General features: G+C 39.6%; 22 protein-coding genes, 2 tRNA genes and 1 rRNA gene. 12 read left to right on the plus strand and 13 right to left on the minus strand.

The window, feature by feature from the left end; genetic code table 11:
* Positions 1-278: 278 nt before the first annotated feature.
* The 6 genes from O1450_RS13240 to O1450_RS13265 form a co-directional block, all read right to left on the minus strand.
* Positions 279-354: transfer RNA gene (locus O1450_RS13240), tRNA-Ala, on the minus strand.
* Positions 355-390: 36 nt separating this feature from the next.
* Positions 391-467, minus strand: a tRNA-Ile gene (locus O1450_RS13245).
* A 59-nt stretch (positions 468-526) separates the two neighbouring features.
* Positions 527-2,064 (minus strand): 16S ribosomal RNA (locus O1450_RS13250).
* 409 nt (positions 2,065-2,473) lie between these two features.
* Positions 2,474-3,535 carry a DUF6670 family protein gene (locus O1450_RS13255; protein WP_269228811.1) on the minus strand — a complete coding sequence of 354 codons (1,062 nt, stop codon included), beginning with the start codon at positions 3,533-3,535 and terminating at the stop codon, positions 2,474-2,476.
* Between the two features lie 16 nt (positions 3,536-3,551).
* A complete protein-coding gene (gene pssA, locus O1450_RS13260; protein ID WP_269228812.1) occupies positions 3,552-4,385 on the minus strand; it encodes a CDP-diacylglycerol--serine O-phosphatidyltransferase in 834 nt (277 codons plus the stop codon).
* Between the two features lie 49 nt (positions 4,386-4,434).
* Positions 4,435-5,292: a 23S rRNA (adenine(2030)-N(6))-methyltransferase RlmJ gene (locus O1450_RS13265; protein ID WP_004658904.1), complete on the minus strand. Its 858-nt coding sequence runs from the start codon at positions 5,290-5,292 to the stop codon at positions 4,435-4,437.
* A 119-nt stretch (positions 5,293-5,411) separates the two neighbouring features.
* Between O1450_RS13265 and O1450_RS13270 the strand changes: the two genes are divergently transcribed.
* Positions 5,412-6,032, plus strand: a complete 621-nt coding sequence (locus O1450_RS13270; protein ID WP_269228813.1) for a 2OG-Fe(II) oxygenase — start codon at positions 5,412-5,414, stop codon at positions 6,030-6,032.
* Positions 6,033-6,087: 55 nt separating this feature from the next.
* Positions 6,088-6,615 (plus strand): hypothetical protein, encoded by a 528-nt coding sequence (locus tag O1450_RS13275; protein WP_034600662.1) that lies wholly within the window; start codon positions 6,088-6,090, stop codon positions 6,613-6,615.
* Positions 6,616-6,640: 25 nt separating this feature from the next.
* Here the strand turns inward: O1450_RS13275 and O1450_RS13280 are convergent, their stop codons facing one another.
* From O1450_RS13280 to O1450_RS13295, 4 genes are all read right to left on the minus strand, one after another.
* Positions 6,641-6,883: a DUF2789 family protein gene (locus tag O1450_RS13280; RefSeq protein WP_241283369.1), complete on the minus strand. Its 243-nt coding sequence runs from the start codon at positions 6,881-6,883 to the stop codon at positions 6,641-6,643.
* A gap of 158 nt (positions 6,884-7,041) precedes the next feature.
* Positions 7,042-8,028, minus strand: coding sequence for a malate dehydrogenase (locus tag O1450_RS13285; protein ID WP_269228814.1), 987 nt, complete (start codon positions 8,026-8,028; stop codon positions 7,042-7,044).
* A 167-nt stretch (positions 8,029-8,195) separates the two neighbouring features.
* A complete protein-coding gene (locus O1450_RS13290; RefSeq protein WP_004658910.1) occupies positions 8,196-8,882 on the minus strand; it encodes a ribonuclease T2 family protein in 687 nt (228 codons plus the stop codon).
* 27 nt (positions 8,883-8,909) lie between these two features.
* Positions 8,910-10,817 (minus strand): lytic transglycosylase domain-containing protein, encoded by a 1,908-nt coding sequence (locus O1450_RS13295; protein ID WP_420002393.1) that lies wholly within the window; start codon positions 10,815-10,817, stop codon positions 8,910-8,912.
* A 299-nt stretch (positions 10,818-11,116) separates the two neighbouring features.
* Here O1450_RS13295 and miaB point away from each other — a divergent pair, with 299 nt between their 5' ends.
* The 4 genes from miaB (at position 11,117) to O1450_RS13315 (ending at position 14,553) form a co-directional block, all read left to right on the plus strand.
* Positions 11,117-12,568 (plus strand): tRNA (N6-isopentenyl adenosine(37)-C2)-methylthiotransferase MiaB, encoded by a 1,452-nt coding sequence (gene miaB / locus O1450_RS13300; RefSeq protein ID WP_269228815.1) that lies wholly within the window; start codon positions 11,117-11,119, stop codon positions 12,566-12,568.
* Between the two features lie 39 nt (positions 12,569-12,607).
* Entirely contained in the window at positions 12,608-13,684 is a 1,077-nt protein-coding gene (locus O1450_RS13305) for a PhoH family protein (protein WP_005218240.1), read from the plus strand.
* Positions 13,685-13,756: 72 nt separating this feature from the next.
* Complete coding sequence (ybeY, locus tag O1450_RS13310) at positions 13,757-14,242, plus strand: rRNA maturation RNase YbeY (protein ID WP_087537278.1); 486 nt, start codon at positions 13,757-13,759, stop codon at positions 14,240-14,242.
* Positions 14,243-14,253: 11 nt separating this feature from the next.
* Positions 14,254-14,553, plus strand: coding sequence for an antibiotic biosynthesis monooxygenase family protein (locus tag O1450_RS13315; RefSeq protein ID WP_269228816.1), 300 nt, complete (start codon positions 14,254-14,256; stop codon positions 14,551-14,553).
* Between the two features lie 72 nt (positions 14,554-14,625).
* Here the strand turns inward: O1450_RS13315 and O1450_RS13320 are convergent, their stop codons facing one another.
* On the minus strand, positions 14,626-16,818 hold the full coding sequence (locus tag O1450_RS13320) for a TonB-dependent siderophore receptor (protein WP_269228817.1): 2,193 nt from the start codon (positions 16,816-16,818) through the stop codon (positions 14,626-14,628).
* Positions 16,819-17,096: 278 nt separating this feature from the next.
* A complete protein-coding gene (locus tag O1450_RS13325; protein WP_269228818.1) occupies positions 17,097-17,984 on the minus strand; it encodes an energy transducer TonB in 888 nt (295 codons plus the stop codon).
* 287 nt (positions 17,985-18,271) lie between these two features.
* On the opposite strand from O1450_RS13325, the gene O1450_RS13330 reads away from it, so the two are divergent.
* From O1450_RS13330 to O1450_RS13340, 3 genes are all read left to right on the plus strand, one after another.
* Positions 18,272-18,952 carry a hypothetical protein gene (locus tag O1450_RS13330; protein WP_004658922.1) on the plus strand — a complete coding sequence of 227 codons (681 nt, stop codon included), beginning with the start codon at positions 18,272-18,274 and terminating at the stop codon, positions 18,950-18,952.
* A 195-nt stretch (positions 18,953-19,147) separates the two neighbouring features.
* Positions 19,148-19,852, plus strand: a complete 705-nt coding sequence (locus tag O1450_RS13335) for a DUF3108 domain-containing protein (RefSeq protein ID WP_420001492.1) — start codon at positions 19,148-19,150, stop codon at positions 19,850-19,852.
* A gap of 88 nt (positions 19,853-19,940) precedes the next feature.
* Positions 19,941-20,516, plus strand: a complete 576-nt coding sequence (locus tag O1450_RS13340; protein WP_269228819.1) for a xanthine phosphoribosyltransferase — start codon at positions 19,941-19,943, stop codon at positions 20,514-20,516.
* 45 nt (positions 20,517-20,561) lie between these two features.
* Here O1450_RS13340 and O1450_RS13345 read toward each other — a convergent pair whose 3' ends face one another.
* A complete protein-coding gene (locus tag O1450_RS13345; protein WP_269228820.1) occupies positions 20,562-21,386 on the minus strand; it encodes a YwqG family protein in 825 nt (274 codons plus the stop codon).
* A 171-nt stretch (positions 21,387-21,557) separates the two neighbouring features.
* Here O1450_RS13345 and thyA point away from each other — a divergent pair, with 171 nt between their 5' ends.
* Genes thyA through O1450_RS13360 form a run of 3 tightly spaced genes read left to right on the plus strand, consistent with a single transcriptional unit; the run spans position 21,558 to position 24,007 of the window.
* Positions 21,558-22,400 (plus strand): thymidylate synthase, encoded by an 843-nt coding sequence (thyA, locus tag O1450_RS13350; RefSeq protein ID WP_046738249.1) that lies wholly within the window; start codon positions 21,558-21,560, stop codon positions 22,398-22,400.
* A 21-nt stretch (positions 22,401-22,421) separates the two neighbouring features.
* The gene (locus O1450_RS13355) at positions 22,422-22,931 is read left to right on the plus strand and encodes a dihydrofolate reductase (RefSeq protein ID WP_018677325.1); all 510 of its coding nucleotides are present in this window, start codon (positions 22,422-22,424) and stop codon (positions 22,929-22,931) included.
* 20 nt (positions 22,932-22,951) lie between these two features.
* Complete coding sequence (locus O1450_RS13360) at positions 22,952-24,007, plus strand: Lnb N-terminal periplasmic domain-containing protein (protein WP_269228821.1); 1,056 nt, start codon at positions 22,952-22,954, stop codon at positions 24,005-24,007.
* Positions 24,008-24,200 lie beyond the last annotated feature (193 nt).

Raw genomic sequence — 24,200 nt, forward strand, 5'->3', positions numbered from 1 at the left:
AATTCATATACCAAAACGCTTGATTCAGTGTTTTTGCTAGTTCTCAGATTAAATATTAATTTAACAATTACTTGTTATCTTCCTATTTAATCGAGTTTGAACAATTTATTTCAGACTCAAATTCTAATCTGTTAATGATTAACTACAGCCTCGTCAGCTTGCAGTAAACTGTGATAAATCACAGAGATTAATAAACCAGTCAAATTAGACTGTATTCACTAAACTCTATAATCTTCTTAGCTTTGAATTAATTTTGTTTTAAAAACTCTTTTAATTCATGGTGGAGACTAGGAGAGTCGAACTCCTGACCTCCTGCGTGCAAAGCAGGCGCTCTACCAACTAAGCTAAGTCCCCAGCTTATCACTTAATGAACGATATATCTTTCAGATTTGGTGGGTCTGACAAGACTTGAACTTGTGACCCCACGCTTATCAAGCGTGTGCTCTAACCAACTGAGCTACAGACCCTCAGATACATCTTCGAAGAACAACTTGTTGTGGATTCTTACCGATCGTCAATCTTTCGTTAAGGAGGTGATCCAGCCGCAGGTTCCCCTACGGCTACCTTGTTACGACTTCACCCCAGTCATCGGCCACACCGTGGTAAGCGTCCTCCTTGCGGTTAGACTACCTACTTCTGGTGCAACAAACTCCCATGGTGTGACGGGCGGTGTGTACAAGGCCCGGGAACGTATTCACCGCGGCATTCTGATCCGCGATTACTAGCGATTCCGACTTCATGGAGTCGAGTTGCAGACTCCAATCCGGACTACGATCGGCTTTTTGAGATTAGCATCCTATCGCTAGGTAGCAACCCTTTGTACCGACCATTGTAGCACGTGTGTAGCCCTGGCCGTAAGGGCCATGATGACTTGACGTCGTCCCCGCCTTCCTCCAGTTTGTCACTGGCAGTATCCTTAAAGTTCCCGACATTACTCGCTGGCAAATAAGGAAAAGGGTTGCGCTCGTTGCGGGACTTAACCCAACATCTCACGACACGAGCTGACGACAGCCATGCAGCACCTGTATCTAGATTCCCGAAGGCACCAATCCATCTCTGGAAAGTTTCTAGTATGTCAAGGCCAGGTAAGGTTCTTCGCGTTGCATCGAATTAAACCACATGCTCCACCGCTTGTGCGGGCCCCCGTCAATTCATTTGAGTTTTAGTCTTGCGACCGTACTCCCCAGGCGGTCTACTTATCGCGTTAGCTGCGCCACTAAAGCCTCAAAGGCCCCAACGGCTAGTAGACATCGTTTACGGCATGGACTACCAGGGTATCTAATCCTGTTTGCTCCCCATGCTTTCGTACCTCAGCGTCAGTATTAGGCCAGATGGCTGCCTTCGCCATCGGTATTCCTCCAGATCTCTACGCATTTCACCGCTACACCTGGAATTCTACCATCCTCTCCCATACTCTAGCTGACCAGTATCGAATGCAATTCCTAAGTTAAGCTCAGGGATTTCACATCCGACTTAATCAGCCGCCTACGCACGCTTTACGCCCAGTAAATCCGATTAACGCTCGCACCCTCTGTATTACCGCGGCTGCTGGCACAGAGTTAGCCGGTGCTTATTCTGCGAGTAACGTCCACTATCCCAGAGTATTAATCTAGGTAGCCTCCTCCTCGCTTAAAGTGCTTTACAACCAAAAGGCCTTCTTCACACACGCGGCATGGCTGGATCAGGCTTCCGCCCATTGTCCAATATTCCCCACTGCTGCCTCCCGTAGGAGTCTGGGCCGTGTCTCAGTCCCAGTGTGGCGGATCATCCTCTCAGACCCGCTACAGATCGTCGCCTTGGTAGGCCTTTACCCCACCAACTAGCTAATCCGACTTAGGCTCATCATTTAGCGCAAGGTCCGAAGATCCCCTGCTTTCTCCCGTAGGACGTATGCGGTATTAGCATTCCTTTCGGAATGTTGTCCCCCACTAAATGGCAGATTCCTAAGCATTACTCACCCGTCCGCCGCTAGGATCAGTACCGAAGCACCTCACCCCGCTCGACTTGCATGTGTTAAGCCTGCCGCCAGCGTTCAATCTGAGCCATGATCAAACTCTTCAGTTTAAAATCATTAGTAGCTTATGGCTACAAATCTTGGCTCATCAATTTTCTGACTAAAAATTCGCTCAAATAAACTTCGAGAAATTTCTACCTTTCAATCAATGAAATATTTTCGATCGATCAACCAGTAAAAATCCACACAAGTTGTTCTTCTATTCTCTTAATGATCTTCTCGATGATTCGTCATCATCAAGCTAGGTCGGCTATGTTACTCTAATCTAAACTAAAGTCAACAGGTAATTTCGATATTTTTAAACCCACCAATCAATCCAAGAATCTAACCCTTCTAGCCAAATCCTTGTTTCTCAACAAGTTTTTATCTGCATCACCGCCGATGGATGTGCATTCTACAGCATTTCAGATCACATGCAAGGGCTTTATTCAAACTTATTTAATTTATTGCATCAACCGATTATTTTTTACACAAATAAGGCTGAAAATGTGCGATTTGGTCGATTATTTGCTCAGTTTTATTTTTTTCTTGCCAGTGTAAAGGTCTGCAATCGATATATTCACAGTATCCAGCGCCCTCATAACTCTCATTGTTCCATAAGAGTTGATAGTGAAAGCTGCCCACATAACCTGCTGCCAAACCAAATTTATAATCACCTCGACTTTGTGCTGTTAGTTGAAAGACAACCGCATCCTTTTCTGAATATTGCCAAATGAATTCTCGTGCCAAATACATTTCACCTCCATTTGGTGTTTGTACTTTTGGATAAACACGGCTGACATCAAAAATGACTTCATCATCATAAAGTCGAGATTGCTGCTCATTCGACTGAATTTCAATGCGAGAAAAAATAATGCTATTCCACTGGTTTCTGAGTTCGGACAAAATAATTTGCAAATCTGCATTAACCTGAATGATTTGATAGGTAAAAAAATGAAAGGCTATAAAAGGTAAATAAATGGCTCTAGCATGTTTCAATATACCCTGCGCTTCAATTTGATACTTTTGTTTTTTATAGGTGATTTCCCCTTCACATTGGCAACGCACATACCAATAATCGCCAACTCCCCATTGTAAAGCTGAATGATTTTCTATTTCAGAGTCAATATTCACTTTGAGTTGACAACCGAGCTCCTCATCATCACGCTTAAAATAATAATTTGGGAAATCAACTTGGATTTGATCTACATCTAAAAACTGATAACGGTCTTGTTCTAATTGACAATGCTCTTTGGCACTATAACTTTTGAGATGCCCAACAGTTGATACACTACTACTGACCAAAACTGTCGCAGTATCAATTGCCGTCGTAGTAATAGCACTGGCGTTATAACAAATCGGAATGCGAGGTTGACCGATTAGACTAATAAAATTTAAGTAATGAAAGGGCTCAGGTAAATTCGGCAGAATTAAAGCTTGATAAACAATTTTAAATAAGCCTTTTGGCGGATAGAAAGTTAAAGCTTCTGACTTATTGAGGTTCAGCCGCTTTAATTGATTGTTATTCATCAATATTGGCATACTGAACCTCTCTTTTCTAAGTTATTATTTTTGCTTCATTCTTTTTAGCAAATAAAGTCGTTACAAAGCCTGAAAGTACATAAAGAATGCATACAATCAAGATTCCTACTGGAATGTTGTACGTGATTGCGGCAAAAATCAAGACCACAGGCAACATCACAACAAAAGGTACACGTTTACGATCCATTTGTTTAAATGAATAGTATTTGATATTTGAAATCATAAGTAAACCAACACCAACCATCACAACGGAGTTGATTATTTGAATCACAATATCTTTTAAATCAAAAACAAATGGGAAATCACGACCGACCCACACCACTGAAATCACAGTAACAGCAGCTAATGGGCTCGCAATTCCAATAAAGTAACGCTTATCCACCACACCAATTTGTACATTGAAACGTGCTAAACGAAATGCAGCACACGCGGTATAAATAAAACAGCAGGCTAAACCGATACGTCCAAGGTCATGTAAACTCCAGCTATACATCAGAATCGCTGGTGCAACACCAAAAGCTAATAAGTCAGAAAGTGAATCATACTGCTCACCAAATGCACTTTGCGCACCGATTGCGCGTGCAACTCGCCCATCTAATCCATCAAGTAATGCAGCTAAAAAGATTGCGTAAATCGCCTGATTAAAATTACCATTCATACTCGCAATAATGGAGTAAAAACCAGAAAGTAATGCTGCTGTAGTAATAAGATTAGGCCATAAATAAATACCACGGCGTTTTACTTTTTGCCCTTCATGCGTTTGTTCTTCTTCTTCTACTTCAAAGGTGATGCCATCAAAAGAATGATCTTCTTTATTTAAATCAGCATCAGGTTTAAGAGAATTTGTCATTATTTTCAATTCCTCGAGAATATTTTGACTTCTTTAGTGGCGAGATGGGTTATTCACCCACCAACCAACGCACAGCGGCATGACCACCATTTTCACTCATACGTAAATGCGGAAATAGCCATTGTAAGGCTTGGTCTGCATCTTCAGAGAATTTCCAAGGCGGGTTAATCACAAGTAGACCACAACCATTCAAGCCAACTGGCGTGTCATCAGGCCAAACACAAATTTCACAAATTAATTGGCGACGAATTCCTGTTTTGAACATTTTCTTTTCAAAACGTTCAATCATGGCGCGATCTTTGATTGGATACCACACTGCAAATACACCCGTCGGCCATTTTTTATGAGCGGCTTGAAGTATTTCAACCAATTGCGGAAAATCTTTACGCTCGATTTCGTATGGTGGGTCAATCATGACCAATCCACGTTTTTCTTTAGGCGGAATAACACCCATCAGACCTTCATAAAAATCACGCTCATGCAAGCCTGCACGTTTATCGCGAATATTAAAATACAATTGTTGAAACACATCACGCTGCATTTCAAATATAGTTGCTTTATCAATATCACGCATGCCTTCAAGCGCAAACCAAGGTGAACCTGGATAAGCGCCTTTACCTGAACCTGCACGCATATCTTCAACAATTTTAAGATATTGTTTTATGCCTTCAGGTGCATTACGTTTAATCGAATCATCAAGCTTGACCAAACGGTGGATACCCGTTAAAAACTCACCTGATTTTTGTGCTTCAGACGTAGATAAATCATATTTACCTGCACCACCATGGGTATCGATATATCGATAAGGTTTATCTTTAGCATTTAAACGAGCGAGCAGTTGAAGCAAAAGTACATGCTTCATAACATCGGCAAAGTTACCCGCATGGAAATGGTGACGGTAATTCATGTTGACAATTATTCCTCAATTCAAAGGATAGTTTAACATGAAAGAAAAAAGTATTCTTTAGCGTTGATGTGATCATCTAAAATTGCACTGTAATCAACTTATTAATGAACTGGAGTTCTATGCAACAAACCTCTTTCACAAGTTCATGGAACTTAAATCAAATTTTAGATGATTTAAATGAATTTGGTTTTGCTCTAATTGATGATGTCTACTCGGCTGAATATGTGGAATCTCTAGTACAAGAATGTAGCACCCATCTTGCTGAATTCAGAGCAGCAGGAGTACAAAACGGCGTTGTCAGTCATATCCGTAGTGACCATATTCTATGGATTGATGGTCAGTTACCGATTGCCCAACAGCATATCCAAGCTTTAGAAGAGTTCTCACAAGCGTTAAATCAGGCGTTTTATCTTGGGATTAAAGAAGTAGAAGCACATTTTGCCTGCTACAACGCGGGTGAATTTTATGCTTTACATCGTGATAATCCTCAACAAAAAAATGACCGAATGATTTCGACCGTTTTTTATCTACATAAAGATTGGCAGGAAGATTGGGGTGGACAATTACGCTTACAGGACAAAAAAGATCAGTGGCATATTATTCAACCAATATCAAACCGCCTTGCAATTTTCCAAAGTGACTTATTGCACGAAGTTCTGCTTTCTAAACAACAACGTCTATCGATTACTGCATGGTTACGCAGTGGAGGCTCAATCTGGAATCAGGGCCAAGCCCTTTAAATTCCTGAAAACAGCCTTATATACCTAGGCATAACTGACCATTCTGGATCAATACATGTCGAACGAGACGAAACAAGTCATTGCACGAATTGGTGAAACTGACCAACTCTTTTTAGAGAACAATAGTCCTGAACTTGCTTTAGAGCGTGCTGATCTGCGTTTACAGCTAGTCGTACTCAGCCATGTACGTCAGGAACAATTACACTTCTTACAGGAAGCAATCGTACTGTTGGAACAAGCACGAATTGAATACGACGAAATGCCATTAAGCTTGTATTTGAATTTGTCTTTATGTTTAGCTAAAGCATATATGATTTACTTCGAGCTCACTAAAGAGCAGCGTTTTGCTTTAATTACACAGCAAATTCTTAAACCTTTGGCATATACAGAACACCTAGAGATTTATTTCTTCTTGGCTTACGCTTCAGCTGCGAAGCAAGAACCAGCATTAACACGGTATTGGCTAACGAAATACGTATCTTGCTTAGAACATGATTTAGAGTTATTGCAGCTTCATCCTGCTTTTGGTGAAGTCCGCAAAGAAGAATGGTTTAGTACCCTATTACGCAATAAAGCTCACTGATGTGAGCTTTATTTTTATTGAATCATTACTTGGTACTGTCTACATGCAACTGTTGATTCAGTTCATCAATCACAATGGCCCATTCATCATCTTTGTCCCAATGACTTTTTAGAAAATCTCGCTGACCCGCGCTCCAGAACTCAGCTTCATGCAATTTCTGATCAGCACTAAGCTGATGCGTTTTCACAAAACTTTCAATTGCAGCATCATCTGCCCCAAGCCCTAATTGTTCAAATAAAAGCTCCAATGTCGGTTGTTGTTCAAACATTATTATTCTCCAAGACAAGTTACTTAATAGAAATAATTTAACAGTAATACTGCTAACATACAGAAAGATGCCTATATTTTCTTGTTGTTTTTTGTGTGTACTTAGCATAAAAAAAGCACCTTATGAAAGGTGCTTTTTCAATCTATCAAACTGATAAATTAGTTCAACATGTCTGCAATTGCAGCACGTTCTTCTTCAAGTTCATTTAACGTGAAGTTGATACGCTCACGGCTGAACTCGTCGATTTCTAAACCTTGAACGATTTTGTATTCACCGTTTTCAGTTGTTACAGGGAAACCAAACATAACGCCTTCTGGAATACCATAAGAACCGTCAGAAGGAATACCCATAGTTACCCATTGACCATTTGTACCTAATGCCCAATCACGCATATGGTCGATTGCAGCATTTGCAGCAGAAGCAGCAGAAGACAAACCACGCGCTTCGATGATCGCAGCACCACGTTTACCAACTGTAGGAAGGAATACATCTTTATTCCATTCTGCATCGTTGATTTTGTCTTTTAAGCTTTCGCCATTTGCAGTTGCAAAACGGTAGTCAGCATACATTGTTGGAGAGTGGTTACCCCAAACGGTCATTGTTTCGATATCAGAAACAGCAACACCCGCTTTTTGAGCAAGTTGAGTTAACGCACGGTTGTGGTCAAGACGTAACATTGCTGTAAAGTTTTTCGCTGGAAGATCTGGAGCAGATTTCATTGCAATATAAGCATTTGTATTTGCAGGGTTACCTACAACCAATACTTTAACATCACGGCTTGCAACTTCGTTAAGTGCTTGACCTTGACCAATAAAGATTTCGCCATTTACTTTTAATAAGTCAGCACGTTCCATACCAGGACCGCGTGGACGTGAACCAACTAATAAAGCATAGTCAGCATCTTTAAATGCAACTTTAGGATCATCAGTCCCGATCATGCCTGCCAATAAAGGGAAAGCACAGTCATCAAGTTCCATCATTACGCCTTTAAGCGCTTGTTGAGCTTTCTCAAAAGGAACTTCAAGCAATTGTAAAATTACAGGTTGATCTTTACCTAACATTTCACCGCTTGCGATACGGAATAATAAGCTATAACCAATTTGACCTGCAGCGCCTGTAACGGCAACACGAACGGGTTGCTTCATGTGATATTCTCCAATGAGATGCGTTTGCACAATTGAACGCTAAAGTGGTTCAATCGAATTATCATAAACGGCAAATATTGTACTCTAAAGCAAACACAGATGCATTTAAAAGAGAATGGATTTCAACAAAAGTCTGATAGAAAATACAAATTAATTGAAGAAAAAGCTTAATAACTGCCTTTAATTGTAAATTCATTTGGACATCCCGTCACAATATGACTTGCACATTGTTTGTATTGCCCATTTTTTTGATAACACACCCGAATCTCAGTCAAAATAGAATCAAATTTTGAAGACTGACAAGTAAAGCGAATTCCTGTAGGAGGTAATGAGGGGTTTAGTTTCATGAATTGTTGTCGAAGGTTTTCTTTTTGAACTTCAATGGTATTCGGACTCGTTAAATCAGCAGGTACTTTTAAGCGCTCAGCAAAATTAATAATCGTTCTAAAATATTGACTAGCATTCATCGACATACATCCTCCAACATCTTGCCAAAGTTGCACACGTGCATTTTCATCGGGCATTACACGCGCCACAACTTTAGCTTGCAAGGGAGATAATTTCGCAGAAGTTTTAGTGGAACAATCCCGATTTAAAGGAACTTCTGGCAATAAGCTTGCGATAGTAAGAGAATAACCCTCTAAACATTTACGCTGTTTTTGTCTTGATGAATCAAAGGAACAAGCTGCGGGAGTCATTTGAACATGCATCACATAACCCGAAATATCAGGGTTCTCTGCAGCATGTAACGGCGCAGCAAGTGACATAACCAAGTAACAGATCAAGATCTGCAATGATCGAACTAACCGTCCCTTGAATAAATTCATAAATTTCATCAAATATAAAAACTTCATTATTTCAAATTAAATGTCTTTGCTTCTTTAAGGTTCATTGCGCACTGGTATTGTCCCCATCCTTTTTTCTAAGGATTGCGCGCCTAACCCTAACACAACACCATAATGCGTCGCATTGGTCATCACATGTTTGACGTAATCACGTGTTTCCAACAATGGAATAGTTTCTGTGTATTGATCAGCCGCCATGGTTTGAAAATCTGGCTGCCATCGTTTTGCACGATTTGGGCCAGCATTGTAACCTGCTGTTGCTAATACAGCATTGCCACTCAGCTGGCTTTGAATCATTGACAGATAGTATGTCCCATAACGAATATTGATATTCATTTCACTGAGAGCCGCTGGGTTATAAGTTTCACCCATTTGTCGTGCAACTAACTTTGCAGTATTCGGCATAATTTGCATTAAACCACCTGCACCCACATGTGAACGTGCTGATGTAACAAACCGACTTTCTTGGCGCATTAAACCATATGCCCAAGCTGGATCAATACCAGCATTGTAACTGTGACTCGTGACATTACTACGGTGTGGTGTTGTATAACGGTAAGTATCATTATGGCGCGAGGTTGTACGGTCTGCGGCATAGATTGCTCGGTCATACCAACCAATATCATGCGCTTGCTTAGCGGCAGCTAAAAGTAAACCATCATCATGCTGCAAATACGCTTGGCGGACTGCCCAATTCCATTCGCGATTAATGTAATTTGCTGGTGCATCAATATTTTTTAACGCGAATGCACGTTTAAAGTGGATATTTTGGTTTAAACGTTGAATATCTTGTGAACTTGGTTGCTCGTTATAAGGCTGATGATTATAACGTTCACCTAAACGATCTTTGGCTAGCAAGTTATGATAATCATCTCCACTTTGTGCCAGCTTACGGTAAATCTGTTGAGCAGCTTGCTTTGAAGGAGCATCTGAGCGCTGCTCAGACGCACGAGCAAGCCAGTACTGCCAACGATCTTCTTGTTTCTGCGTGATTGACATCGCATCAATTGCACGAATTAAACTTTCCCAAGCACCAAAACGAATCGCTTGGCGCGCATAAATTTCTGCTTCTTCTGGACTAAACGGATAACCATAACTTTGATCATAGGCATTTAACACTTCTCGGTTAAAGCCATTCTTCATGACCGTCGTTCCACCCACATAACCTATCGTGCGATATAAATATTTTTGTACAGATTGAGGAGTATCTTGTGCAACACGCTGAATATTTCCTAAAGCATTGGTGAAATCACTGTCTGCGACACGTCCCAATGCAAAAATTAGATATGCATAATCAGTATCGCTAGCTTTAGGAGCATTCCATAAATATGCCAATGGATTCGCTTGGATCTGATTCAACTGAGCCAAGGACAAATCCAGACCTATCGTTTGAGCAGTCGCAATCGCTAAACCAGATTGACCTGCTCGTAGTTGTCCCCAAAGTCGTTGTTGACGATCTTGAGCAGTCATCAGAGGACTAGACAACATCAGTCGCCCTAAACCATTACACGATTCAGGCTGTGTACTTGTCGTTAACCAAATATCTTTATATTCAGCAAAAACCAGACTATCACCCGTTTTGGCACGGACTTGTGCAACCGCACAACTCTCTTCTTGGTCAGGATTAGTGACATAGCTGAGTACAGGTTTTACTTCATTAAAACTGGCTTGTTTTACTTTTTCCTCGACATAATCTGCTGCTAATTTTTCAGCCATCGCTGATTGCGGATAACGTTGCGCAAAAGCGATAATTGAAGATGCGGGTTGTAATCCAAGATTGTTATTGAGTTTCCAATATTCTGGATAATAGCCTAGCGCATCATTTTGCATTTCATATTGGTATTGATCGAGCAATGCAACATTGCCAGAACTTGCAGCACGTAGAGCATCATTAAATTGTTCGTCTAGAGCATATACTGATGAGCAGATCACCACACCTCCCATCGCAACAAGTCGACGGAAGCTTTTCTTATTATTCACTTTATTGCTAACCATTGTTGTAAATTGGGGATGTTTATTCATCTTCATCAATACGTTTGCTCAATTTTGCCCGCCATTATAGTGTAATAAGTCTAAGTTCCAACTATTGTTGTGTTATGTAACTTACTGATTCATATTCATTAAAATTTATCCATTTTTATTCACAAACTGTCCATTTTTGTCAGTTTTTTATTCTCTGCGTTCTTGCAAAAATACTGCTATAATCCGCGGTTTGTTTAAATCCACCTTGTTTAGGAGCCTGCATGACGGTTCAAACATTCATTCCAAATGCTGTAAAAGCTGCTTCAGAAAACACTGTTACCCAGCCAACGCACACCACTGATGTTTCAATTAAAAAGTTATATATTGAAACACAAGGGTGTCAGATGAATGAGTATGACAGTCATCGTATGGCAGACTTATTGGGTGATTCACATGGTTATGTACTCACCGACAATCCAAATGATGCAGACATTCTGCTCATGAACACCTGCTCAATTCGCGAAAAAGCACAAGAGAAAGTGTTCAGTGGCTTAGGTCGTTGGCGTAAACTCAAAGAACAGAATCCTGATCTAGTGATTGGTGTCGGTGGCTGCGTTGCATCTCAAGAAGGTGACAATATTCAAAAACGCGCGCCGTACGTCGATATGGTATTTGGGCCACAAACATTGCATCGTTTGCCACAAATGTTGGATCAACATCAAGCTCAAGTTGAAAAACCAAAGAAAGAAAAAATCAAATTAGTTGATATTTCTTTTCCAGATATTGAAAAGTTTGACTTTTTGCCTGAGCCACGTGTGGAAGGCTTTAAAGCATTCGTTTCAATCATGGAAGGTTGTTCGAAATACTGTTCATTCTGTGTCGTACCTTATACTCGTGGTGAAGAGGTTTCTCGTCCACTCGATGATGTATTGGCTGAAATCGCGGGCTTAGCTGAAAAAGGCGTGCGTGAGATCAGCTTGCTTGGTCAAAACGTGAATGGCTATCGTGGTGAAACGTTTGAAGGTGAAATTTGCACTTTCCCTGAACTGCTGCGTTTAGTTGCAGAAATTCCGGGTATTGGACGTTTACGCTATACAACTTCTCATCCGCTTGAATTTTCTGATGATTTAATTCAATGCTATCGTGATTTACCACAAATGGTTTCACATTTACATCTGCCAGTACAAAGTGGTTCAAACGATGTACTGCAAGCCATGAAACGTAACCACACCATTGATGTCTACATCGATAAAATTGCCAAATTACGTAAAGTCCGCCCAGATATGCATTTATCTAGCGATTTCATCATCGGCTTTCCAGGGGAAACAGATGAACACTTTGCTGAAACCTTACAGTTCATTAAAGATTTAGATTTTGATCATTCATATAGTTTTGTTTACTCAAAACGTCCGGGAACACCTGCATCTGACCTACCTGATAGCACCCCTGAACAAGTCAAAAAAGATCGTTTAGCACAAGTACAGCAAGTGATCAAACAATCTAGTATTGATAAAACAGATGCCATGCTCGGCAAGATTGAACGTGTGCTGATTGAGAAAGTTTCGGATAAAGATCCAAATGTATTGGTTGGCACAGCAGACAATACTCGTTTGGTTACATTTATCGGTGATGCGACATGGGTTGGACGTTTTGCAGAGATTGAGATCACTGAAATTAAAACTTTAAATTTAGTTTATGGTGAACTCTTGAATCTTGAACCTGACGTGGCGTAATGTAAGGGTATTCTTACAAGTCAACAAAAAGGGTTTCTCTTGACTGCAGCGATTCGACGTACAGTAACGTTCCCTGAAATTTCCATGGAACGTTTGAAAAGCATGCTCGGTGCGTATAACGGGCATTTAAAACAAATCGAACAACGTTTAGATGTCAAAATTACTCACCGAGGCGATGCCTTTTATCTAGACGGTGATATAGAAACAGTTGAAAGAGCCGAAGCACTATTGCAACGGCTTTATCAAGAATCAGAAATTTCCTCACAAATCAGTGCCGATGTTTTACATTTGATGATCCAAGGTTCACAGACAGATCGTGATTTCATGGATGATTCGGAACAAGAACATACAGGCTTAGATAGCGTTTGGCTGCAAACTCGCAAAGGGCGAATCAATCCTCGTGGTGCCAATCAAAAACGCTATGTACAACGTATTTTACAAAGTGATATTTCCTTCGGTATTGGCCCAGCAGGGACAGGTAAAACCTATCTAGCAGTTGCTGCTGCTGTTGATATGTTAGAACGTAATGAAATCCAACGAATCTTACTGGTTCGTCCTGCGGTTGAAGCTGGCGAGAAACTTGGTTTTCTACCGGGTGACTTGACCCAAAAAATCGATCCCTACTTACGCCCACTTTACGATGCTCTATATGAAATGCTGGGTTTTGAAAAAGTGGCCAAACTGATTGAACGCCAAGTGATTGAGGTTGCTCCGCTTGCCTACATGCGTGGACGCACGCTGAACCATTCATTCGTCATTTTAGATGAAGCACAAAACACCACACCAGAACAGATGAAAATGTTCCTTACCCGTTTAGGGTTTGGTTCGCGTGCTGTGATTACAGGTGACGTGACACAGGTTGACTTACCTCGTGGGCAACAATCGGGCTTAGCACAAGCATTACGTGTACTGGAAAATGTACATGAAATTCATATCACTCGTTTCCATTCCCGTGATGTGGTACGACATCAATTGGTACAAAAAATTGTTGAGGCCTACGAAGGTTGGGACAGTGAACAGCAACGCCTGTCTGCTGAAGCTCGTGCTGAACGCAAAGCCAAACAAGAAGCATTGATTGCAGAAAATGATTCTGCGGCAGATGCGCAACACATTTAAAAATCCCCCTCACTCCCCCTTTTATTGCAATACTTTAATCGCATATCAGGGGGACGATTTTAAGGATCTATTTTGAAAATCAATTTAAGTCTTCAACAAGACTTTCAAGCGAATGAATTACCACTAAAACGTGGTCAAATTAAAAAGCAGATTGAAACCACACTCCGTCATGTCGGTCTCGACGTAGACTGCGAAATCGGAATTGCCTGCGTCGACCTCGCAGAAAGCCATGAGCTGAATCTGCAATATCGTGAAAAAGACAAACCGACCAATGTATTGTCTTTTCCAAGCGATATTCCTGAAGAAATGCTCAACTTACTGGATGCTGAACCTTTAGGTGACTTGGTGATTTGTATCCCTGTGGTTTTACAAGAAGCCTCTGAACAGCAAAAAACACCTATTGATCATTTCACCCATTTACTGGTTCATGGCGTTTTACATTTACTTGGCTACGATCATGAAACCAGTGAAGCTGAAGCTGAAGAAATGGAAGCCTTAGAAATTGAGATTCTAAAAAAACTAGGGATCGCCAACCCTTATCAAGCAGATGAAAGCTAATTTAAGACACTATGTATATCGTTATTTTTAAAGCTACGATCAAACAACTTGATGCAACTTACTCTGAAATGGCACAGAAGCTGAGAAATAAAGCCTTGAGTCAATTTAACTGTGTCAAATTTGAAGCGTGTAGTGAAAATGGTTTTGAAATCGCGTTGTCTTACTGGAACAGTCTTGAAGATATCAAGCAGTGGCAACGCGATGCAGAACATTTAGTTGCTCAGCGTTTGGGCAAAGAAAAATGGTATCAGGATTTTAGTGTGGAAATCTGCACAGTTGAACGTGCTTATTCAAATCAAAATAGCTTGTGAATAGATGCAAACTTATCCACATCTTCAATAAAAAACGGCTGAATTCAGCCGTTTTTTTATTTCTCAAGATAATTAGAATTGGTAGCGTAGCGTCAAAGTCACGTTACGAGGTGAACCATAGACCATACTGTTACTCCCAATACCCGTATAATATTTTTTATCAAATATATTATTCAAGTTAACCTGCGCTTTGATATTTGAATCAATATCATAGCCCACCATTAAGTTTACTAAAGCATATGCATCTTGGCTAATACGTTGACTGCCTTCTCCAGTATAAAATTTGCTCTTATAGTTTAGCCCACCACCAACACTCCATTTATCGAGCGTATATTTGGTAAAGAGATTGGCACTGGTTCTTGAAGACATAGTTTGAACTTCTTCACCTTTTGCATCTTTGGCATTGAAATGTGCAACACCAAAACTCAGGTTCCAGTTATCTCTAATTTCCCCATCTAATTCAAACTCAACCCCTTTACTTTCAACACCATCCACACTGCGATAAGCTTTTTCATTGGTAGGGTTGCCATTTGCATCGGGTACAAAAACACCATTAATCTCTTCTGCAACATTATCTTGTTGAGTTTTAAATACTGATAGAGCTGCATTCAGCTTCCCATCCAAAAACTCGCCTTTTAAACCAGTTTCATAGCTTTTACCTTCTCTTGGATCAAGGTATTGGCGATTAACATCTCTTTTATCTTCTGGCTTAAAGATACTGGTATAACTTGTATACCAAGAATAATTATCAAGAAAATCAAAAACTAAACCCGCATACGGCGTGACTTCATTATTAAATTCTCGATTGCCTACACCATCGTCACTTTCATATTTCCAATTAGATACACGAACACCTGTAATTAACTTCAATGGCTCTAATAAGCTAAACTTGCCTGCAAGATAAGCACCTGTTTGTGTGGTCTTATTTGGAGGTTGATACAAGTTATTATTCTGAATTGCGCCAATTAATGGAATATTTGGATGATCAAAATCGAGTACAGCACCTGATGCAATCGGCGGCGTTCCTGAATACCACTTATCTTTCTTGCTTTGGTTATACATAAAACCTGCAACAATTTCCTGCTTTACCCCCCCCAGCATAAAAGGTGCTGAGAGATAGGTATCAATATTATTTTCTTTGGTCTTTGTTATATCTGACCAAGTCATCAATGAACCAAAACCCGTATTGGTTGCTTTATCTACTCGCCCAGAGTTTGGAACAACGTTTCCGTCACTGTCATAACTTGAACCTAGATATAATAAAGCCGTGTCTTGTTTTACTTCGCGGTAAGCGTAGTTCACATTCAAATTGATATCGTTAAATAGATTCTGCTTCAATGTCGCAAAAGCCGTGGTGGTATCCGTATCCCAAAACGTCCAATCAGAAGAAACTGTTTTCGAACGGTCAAAATTAGTTCGTGTACCATCGGTATAGAAAGCTGGTAACCCTCCCCAACGTACACCATCCCTCTCTAGGTTTTGATAACCAGCACCTACAGAAACATAGGTTTTATCCGTGATATCAGCATCAACCACCACATAAGCAACATTATTAGTTTTTTCGTAGCGATCCATATACGAATCCGTATCCTCGTGCTTCACGACGACACGACCACGGACACTGCCATCGGCATTTAATGGTGTGGAAATATCTGCTGAACTTGACCATGCATTCCATGAGCCCAAAGAAGTGCTGACATTCCCTGTCAACTCTTTCGCATTAGCATGTTTTCGAATCATGTTAATTGCAATTGCAGGATTCCCAGCACCTGTCATCAAACCATTTGCGCCTTTCACCAGTTCAACCCGATCGTACATGGTTAAATCAGGATCATTGGCTTCCATTCCAACATTGCTTGGAACACCATCAAACAGATAATAGTCAACATCAAAACCACGTGCTGTTGGGTACTGACGTTCATCCCACTGGTTCACAGTCACGCCTGTGACGTTATTTAACAAGTCCTGAAACGATGTAATATTTGCATCATCCAAATACTCACGGGTGAGAACTTTGACCGATTGTGGTGTTTCTCTAAGCGATAAATTGAGTTTGGTCGACGTATTGGTACTTTTAGCTGTATAACTTTTCTTTCCTTCAGTTACAGCAAAAGCCCCTTCTTCTGCTTTGATGGTAATCGTTGGCAATTTTGCATTTTCTTTAGCTTCTTCTTCTGCAAAAGCCAATGAAGGTAACAGGATCGCAGCCATTGCCAATACCAGTGGGCGGGCTTTAAACAGGTTTAAAGTTGGAGGTTGATGCATGAAATATGTCCTTATTGCAAGGGAACGGTCTTGAAAACATGCATCTCATTCCCCCGATAAATTTAAAGAAGGATGCATTCATTTTCAAAAGGAGAATTAGCTCAAAATATAATGCAAATGATAATTGTTTTTGTTATCAATTCAAGCTCTAACGATTAAACTCAATTATTTGTTTTTTATCTAATAATCTAAATTATATGTTTTTCTAAAAATTAATACATTGATTTTTATTATTTTATTTATTTTTATAAAATACAACAAAAAAGAAGTACACTCTTTTAATGTACTTCAAATTCCGCATCGACAGGATCAAAGCGCCATGTTCGAATAATTCGTAATTCAGAAATGTCCTTTTTCATATTGTTATCAAAGGGTCCAAAAGGTGCTCCACGGCGCACCGAAGCTTTTGCCGCTTCATCTAAAATGGGATGTCCAGAACTTTCTATAAGACGAATTGCTCGAATTCCACCTTCGGCATTCAGAATGACCATTAAACGCACTTCACCCGATAAATGTCGTTGTTTCGCTTCATCTGGATAATAACGATTACCATATAGTTCAACTTTCTGACGAAATTTATCAAGATAAGCTGCTGATGCATCTTGTTTTGCCTGAATCCCATCTACTGTTTTAATACGTTGTTTACGACTAAAATTTTGCTGATGTTGTAAATATTGTGCTTCCAAGCTCGCAACCATCGCGGCTTTGGCTTGAAATTGACTCTGTAACTCATCTAAGGTTTTTTTACGTTCAGTTTGCTCTGCTTGCTTCTGCCAGCTTAAAACCGTCATGAGCACTTTTTCTTCAAATTTTAATTCTCGTTTTTGCTGGACTTTCTCTAAACTCTCGAGCTCTGACTCTCCTGTTGTCGCATCTGCTTCCATCGGAGCTGGCATATCACTCGACATACGATGTGCTTCACGAAAATCACCTGAACCTTTTTGATCAGCTTGCGCCAAGAAGTCGGCATCTTTGACTTTTTCTTGACTTGTACGAACCGTAACTGCGATTTCTTTGGTTGATGTATCTGTAGGTGATGGCATTGCGAACTGAATTGCAAGCACAGCACCATGTAGAAGCATTGCTAACGCAACTGCCCCGATAAAAATTGGATCTTGCCACCAGTAAGGGGACAGTACTGAACGAAAATTTCTTTTATTCCACATGGCATTCAAGCGACAAAATATGTCTCATCCCCAACAGCAATCACCGTATAAAACCAAACTAATATTCAAAATATTAAAAAAATGTGATCCACTTATAGTCACAGTGTTTCCGTACCATCATTTTATGAAAATGTATCAATTAATTTTGCTACACTGCAAGTCAGAAATTTATTTTTATTTTTTAGCTAATACAAAGATCGTGGTATTGCCGTCAGATTTATTGATGATTGAGTTCGGTTAGAAACATCAAAAAATCTATAATCAATTCACTTTCTGGAACAACTTTTATGCAAACGCTAATTTCATCCGTTGTTAAACGTCTACGTAAAGTTTACCAAAAAGCAGAAGAATTCATTGAAGAAGAAAGAGAATTTGCACTTTCACAGGTATTTGTGAATGCAACAATGGAGCGTTATGTCACAGAAAAAGTTGGAATTATTCAAGATCTACACGCTGATCTATATGATGGATGGCTACGTTTATATTCCACGATTGATGTTAAAGGGCTACATACCACCTTATCCGTTGATTTAAAACTTATTCAGATGGAAATGAATAAAGATGTTCAACTGATGGTGTTCGAACAAATTAGTAATACACAAGTGATTGAAGCATCATTTAAGAATATTTTCCAAAAATGGGGATTTTATATTGCGATTTGGTATTACCAAAAATTTCGTGATGAAGATCCTCTAGGAAAAATCTTAGAGCATTTTGAAGTTGTTTCAGTCAAAGATGAATTGCTTTATTTAGATTTAAATCGCTGGTTTAAAAAGAAACCGAGTATTATTGAAACGCTGAGCAAAGTTCATGTAAACCGCGCCAGAGTCCGTCCAGCCGAACTGATTGTTTGGGGGAACGTCAATTTGGCTGCCATTTTGTATCCGCCAAATGAAGATGACTTTGATGAAGAAGGATTAGATGACACAGAAGTCACGCCAATTCAGCAAAAAGACACTAGAAAATAATCGTATTGAACAGGGTGGTATGAATTTCAGATTTATGCCACTTACTCAAATACCATCATGATTTATACGAAAAATTAACAAGCATTGAGTAAAAAACCTGATTTTTTCTTCATAATCTACAGGCATAATAACGACAAATCGTAATGATAAATGAATGATTGCTCATTGATGATCATTCAAAGGATATATAGTGTGATGACAAAGAAATTATTGAAAGTAGTGAGTATTACGTCGGCTGCCCTGTTCAGTGTCAGCATGTCTAGCCATGCTCTAGCAATGGCACCTTTCCAAGCAAGCTATCAATTTAGCTACAACAACAAAAACCTCGGTTCAGCGACACGTACACTTTCGCAACAAGGAAATAATTGGACCTATCAGTTTAGTGCAAAAGCAGGCGGAATTGCCTCAGCCTCGGAAACAAGTCAATTTAGTTTTGCGGATAATAAGATTACATCACAAAAATTTAGCCGTAGCAGTAAAATTTTAATTCACAACAACACCATGAGTATTAACTTTAATCCAAACACTAAAGTTGTGAATACGAAAAAAGATGACACTGCTCGCTCATTCCCATGGCAAGCAGGTGCGTTAGATGAGTTGAATGCTGAATTGCAAATCCGTGAGGATTTAAAAAGTAATTCACTTAGAACCAAATATTTAATTGCTGATGCAAAAGCCTTAGATGAACGCCGTTTTGTTAAGCAAGGCACTGAAAACATCAAAACCAATTATGGGACGTTCAGCACCATTAAAGTCGTTATGCAACACGATAAACCAGAACGTAATACGGTATTTTGGTTAGCACCAAAACTGGATTATCTCCCTGTAAAAATGGCACATAATGATGGTAAATCGTCTTATGGCTTATTATTAACAGGCTATTCGGGTAAAACCAACTAACCATCTGGTCAATTTTAGCTTGCAATTTTTTAGATGCTTTTTAAAATATGCCTTTGCTTGAAAAAGCATCCGTTTAGAGGATTCTCCCGTGTACGCTTTAGAACAGAAAATCTTAAATGAAGGTATCGTTCTATCTGATCAGGTTTTGAAAGTTGATGCTTTCTTAAATCATCAAATTGACCCCGTGTTAATGCAACAGATTGGTAAAGAGTTTGCTGCTCGTTTTAAAGATGCTGGCATTACTAAAATTATTACGATCGAAGCTTCTGGAATTGCACCTGCAATCATGACTGGCTTGGAGCTGGGTGTTCCAGTAATTTTCGCGCGTAAATACCAATCTTTAACACTCAAAGATGATCTTTACCGTTCTAAAGTGTTCTCGTTCACCAAACAAACTGAAAGCACCATTGCGATTTCAAACAAGCACATCAACTCAAGTGATAAAGCACTTGTAATTGACGACTTCTTGGCAAATGGTCAAGCGGCATTAGGTTTAATCGATTTGATTCACCAAGCAAATGCTGAGGTTGTTGGTGTTGGTATCGTGATTGAAAAGTCATTCCAACCAGGTCGTGATGTGTTACTTGAAAAAGGCTATCGTGTTGAATCTTTAGCGCGTGTTGAGTCTTTGACTGATGGCAAAGTTACTTTCATCAGTGAATAAGTTTTTAAAATAAAAAAGCGGATGAGTGATCATCCGCTTTTTTATTTAGTAACAATCCCAGTTATATAGCACTTTGGAAAAGTCTCGTTTCTTTAAGTCTTCAGGGTGAATAAAGAAATTCCCCACACCTGAATCTCCCCACATAATCTCATTCTCTGCATCTTCGCTATCCAACTGAAATAGTAGAATATAATCCTGAATATTTGCATTATATTGACGTGGATCAGTTTGGGTGAAAAATGGATAACCGCCTAAACGGTGTCCACTTGCAGATAAAAGTTCATGATAAGGTTCGATAAAATCATCTTCAAAATCACCACCCTCAAATTGATCTTCAAAATCATAAAGGTCTTCAGTCCCTAAGATTTTCGGCGCAAAAGCGAAATCACCCAAACTGATTGGTTGCGTAGTTAAGGTAAATTCAATCGAGTATTGTCCAGTAAAAGGTAAATAATCCTCTTCACCCAACTCAAACTCAGAAAAATCCTGTCTTAATTGTGAAGTATCCTCGATCACTTGATCAAAGTATAAAACCCTAAAACCAGATTGCTGCTGTTGGTCGTCGAAATTCATCCCGTACAAATCATCTGCAGCAATATAGAACTGTAAAATTCCCTTGTCTGGGAAATTAGGTAAACTTGGAATTTCCGCAAAATTAAACTGAGCCAATAAAGCAAGAGGATTACCATTAGAATCTAAAGGATAAGCAGTATCCAAAGGTAAGTACGGTTCTCCCCCAATCTTACTTTGCCATACAGTCAAGGCATCGTTTGAACTGAGCTGTAAAGTTACTGTTGGCAAAATAGTAGCTGAAATTTTTTCTAAGAATGGCTGCAAACTGTTCGGCAAACTTTCTGGTTTAAAATTCATTGTATTCATTACCCATGTCGTTATTTATAGAATCTAATATAAAACAATCGGCTATACTGGAACAGAGCATAAAGATTCGACTGCGACAATCAATGTCGCCAAATTCAAAAGATATTTATCACATAAATTCTGATAAAATCAGCGCGTTCAAAAGCAAAGATAGGCGTGAAGATGCAAACATACCTGAACCTCTTACAACATATCCTCGACAATGGTGGCGATAAAGGCGATCGTACAGGTACGGGTACACGTTCAGTATTTGGTCATCAAATGCGTTTTGATCTTTCTAAAGGTTTTCCACTATTAACGACCAAGAAAGTACACTTTCGCTCTATCGTGATTGAACTACTATGGTTTCTAAAAGGCGATACCAACGTTCAATATCTCAAAGATAATAAAGTCAGCATTTGGGATGAATGGGCAACCGCGGAACAAACTGCACGTTTTGGTCGCCCTGAGGGTGAACTTGGTCCTGTTTACGGGCATCAATGGCGCAACTTTGGCGCAACCCAAAATGAAGATGGTAGCTATCAGCAAAATGGTTTTGATCAGATCCAATGGCTTGTGAATGAAATTAAAACTAATCCAAATTCACGTCGTTTGATCGTTTCAGGTTGGAACCCAAATGAAGCTGCTAAAGTTGCTTTACCACCTTGCCATACCCTGTTTCAGTTTTTCGTACAAGATAACAAACTGTCATGCCAACTGTATCAACGAAGTGCTGATGTATTTCTTGGTGTGCCATTTAATATTGCCAGTTATGCCCTACTTACACATATGATTGCTCAAGTTTGCGGCTTAGGTGTAGGTGACTTTGTTTGGACAGGCGGTGATACTCATTTATATGCCAATCACTTTGAGCAAGCACAGTTGCAGCTTACACGTGAGCCGCTACCCTTGTGTCAATTAAAACTCAATCCCGAGATTACTGATATTTTTGACTTCAAATTTGAGGATATCGAAATTATTGGCTATGAGTCACACCCTGCTATTAAAGCACCCGTCGCAGTTTAAATCGATCAGAGAGAATACAAAATGGCATGGCAAGGTCTTGAAGTTGTACACGTAGTCGCAATGGATAAAAATAACTGTATTGGCAAGGGCAATGCTTTACCGTGGCATATCTCCGCTGATCTCAAACACTTTAAGGCAATTACCCAAGGTGGTGTTGTGATCATGGGGCGTAAAACCTTAGAGTCAATGGGACGCGCACTTCCAAATCGTGTGAATTGGGTCATCACGCGTGATTTAGATTGGCAATTTGAGGGTGTTAAGGTTGCTCATAGCATTGAAGATGCTTTAACTCATGCACTTACAGACGTACAACACTCTGAAAAAGCATCTTTATTTATTATTGGAGGTGGAGAGATTTTTACTCAAACCCTTGCGATTGCCGATCGTCTTGAATTAACCCATGTTGATTTAGATGTACAAGGCGATGCACATTATCCAAAAATCTCTGAGGATTTTCGCAAAGTAAACTCAGAACAACACATTGATGAAAAATCAAATATTGCTTTCGAGTTTGCGACCTACCAAAAATAAAAAATGGATCGCGCGTCATCATGCATAATATTGGATCACGTGAGTTTTTACTGGCGTTAGGCATTGGGCTATTACATAGTTTTTTTGCCTTATTTGTGATCCTCTCCAGTATCTGGTTATGTCTGGCATTCTGGATTCAACATCCTTTTGGAACAATCTTTAGCCGAATCATTATCATTTTTTGGGCACTGTTTGCACTCAGCCTACTTGGTGTTTATGTCAGTGGGCATATTTTTAGTCGCCGCACTGATATTTTAATTTACTGTGTTGCCTTCGCCTGTTCACTGGTCTGGTATTTTTCATTAGAGGCTCGCCAAGATCGTGACTGGAACCCTGAAGTCGCTGAGCAGCTTACTTACCAAAAGCGAGGCAATCTAGTACAGCTGCATAATGTGCGTAATTTTAATTGGCATAAAGATGGCACTTATGACATTCACTGGGAAAATCGTACAATTGACCTAGATAAAATTACAGGTGTCAATGTCATCACATCCTACTGGATGGGACCTCAAATCGCGCATACGTTGGTGAGTTTCGATTTCTCAGATCAAAAACCTTTGGTTTTTTCTATCGAGATTCGCAAAGAAAAAGGAGAAGAATTTTCCGCGATTGGTGGCTTTTTCCGTAAATATGAACTCAGTTTAGTGGCTTCTGATGAAAAAGATCTGATTTATACGCGAAGTAATATTCGTCATGAACAAGTTTATTTATTTCCAATAAGAATGCCTCAAACCGAACGTAAAGCGTTATTTATCGAATATCTACATAAAGCAGATGAATTACGTGCTGAAGCAAAATGGTACAACACGCTTACAAGTAATTGTACAACGCTCGTTTTTGACATGATCCAAGCGATCAACCCACAAACTTTACCTAAAGATTATCGTTTACTGGCTTCAGGCTATTTACCCAATTATCTTTTTGATCTACAAGCACTCAATCAAAATTATAGTATGAAAGAATGGTATCAATTGGCATGGATTAATACACGTGCTGAAAAATACGAACAACAACCAGATCAATCCAGTGAATATTTTTCGAAAATCATTCGGCATGGATTACCAAAAGCAAATTAGTGCATTTCGCTTTTTAACAAAACTATACTGAATCTCCTTCTGTAGTCCATCTTGATTGATTTAAATCAATCAAAATACATGTATTCACTTGATGATCGCGAATCCACAATCATCCTCGCAAATTATTGCAAGATCGTGGATAGAAATGCCACATCATGAATACATAGGAAAATATGCTAGGGCTTAGGTGAAT

It is taken from the genome of Acinetobacter sp. TR11, assembly GCF_027105035.1.
Classification (GTDB): Bacteria; Pseudomonadota; Gammaproteobacteria; order Pseudomonadales; family Moraxellaceae; genus Acinetobacter.

Coding starts and splice junctions, on each gene's coding strand:
- O1450_RS13290 (WP_004658910.1), bottom strand. CDS start 8,882: ATGAAGTTTTTATATTTGATGAAATTTATGAATTTATTCAAGGGACGG.
- O1450_RS13315 (WP_269228816.1), top strand. CDS start 14,254: ATGTATATCGTTATTTTTAAAGCTACGATCAAACAACTTGATGCAACT.
- O1450_RS13280 (WP_241283369.1), bottom strand. CDS start 6,883: ATGTTTGAACAACAACCGACATTGGAGCTTTTATTTGAACAATTAGGG.
- O1450_RS13330 (WP_004658922.1), top strand. CDS start 18,272: ATGCAAACGCTAATTTCATCCGTTGTTAAACGTCTACGTAAAGTTTAC.
- O1450_RS13275 (WP_034600662.1), top strand. CDS start 6,088: ATGTCGAACGAGACGAAACAAGTCATTGCACGAATTGGTGAAACTGAC.
- O1450_RS13265 (WP_004658904.1), bottom strand. CDS start 5,292: ATGAATTACCGTCACCATTTCCATGCGGGTAACTTTGCCGATGTTATG.
- pssA (WP_269228812.1), bottom strand. CDS start 4,385: ATGACAAATTCTCTTAAACCTGATGCTGATTTAAATAAAGAAGATCAT.
- O1450_RS13325 (WP_269228818.1), bottom strand. CDS start 17,984: ATGTGGAATAAAAGAAATTTTCGTTCAGTACTGTCCCCTTACTGGTGG.
- O1450_RS13255 (WP_269228811.1), bottom strand. CDS start 3,535: ATGCCAATATTGATGAATAACAATCAATTAAAGCGGCTGAACCTCAAT.
- O1450_RS13270 (WP_269228813.1), top strand. CDS start 5,412: ATGCAACAAACCTCTTTCACAAGTTCATGGAACTTAAATCAAATTTTA.
- O1450_RS13335 (WP_420001492.1), top strand. CDS start 19,148: ATGACAAAGAAATTATTGAAAGTAGTGAGTATTACGTCGGCTGCCCTG.
- miaB (WP_269228815.1), top strand. CDS start 11,117: ATGACGGTTCAAACATTCATTCCAAATGCTGTAAAAGCTGCTTCAGAA.
- O1450_RS13295 (WP_420002393.1), bottom strand. CDS start 10,817: ATGGGAGGTGTGGTGATCTGCTCATCAGTATATGCTCTAGACGAACAA.
- O1450_RS13355 (WP_018677325.1), top strand. CDS start 22,422: ATGGCATGGCAAGGTCTTGAAGTTGTACACGTAGTCGCAATGGATAAA.
- O1450_RS13345 (WP_269228820.1), bottom strand. CDS start 21,386: ATGAATTTTAAACCAGAAAGTTTGCCGAACAGTTTGCAGCCATTCTTA.
- O1450_RS13285 (WP_269228814.1), bottom strand. CDS start 8,028: ATGAAGCAACCCGTTCGTGTTGCCGTTACAGGCGCTGCAGGTCAAATT.
- thyA (WP_046738249.1), top strand. CDS start 21,558: ATGCAAACATACCTGAACCTCTTACAACATATCCTCGACAATGGTGGC.
- O1450_RS13360 (WP_269228821.1), top strand. CDS start 22,952: ATGCATAATATTGGATCACGTGAGTTTTTACTGGCGTTAGGCATTGGG.
- O1450_RS13320 (WP_269228817.1), bottom strand. CDS start 16,818: ATGCATCAACCTCCAACTTTAAACCTGTTTAAAGCCCGCCCACTGGTA.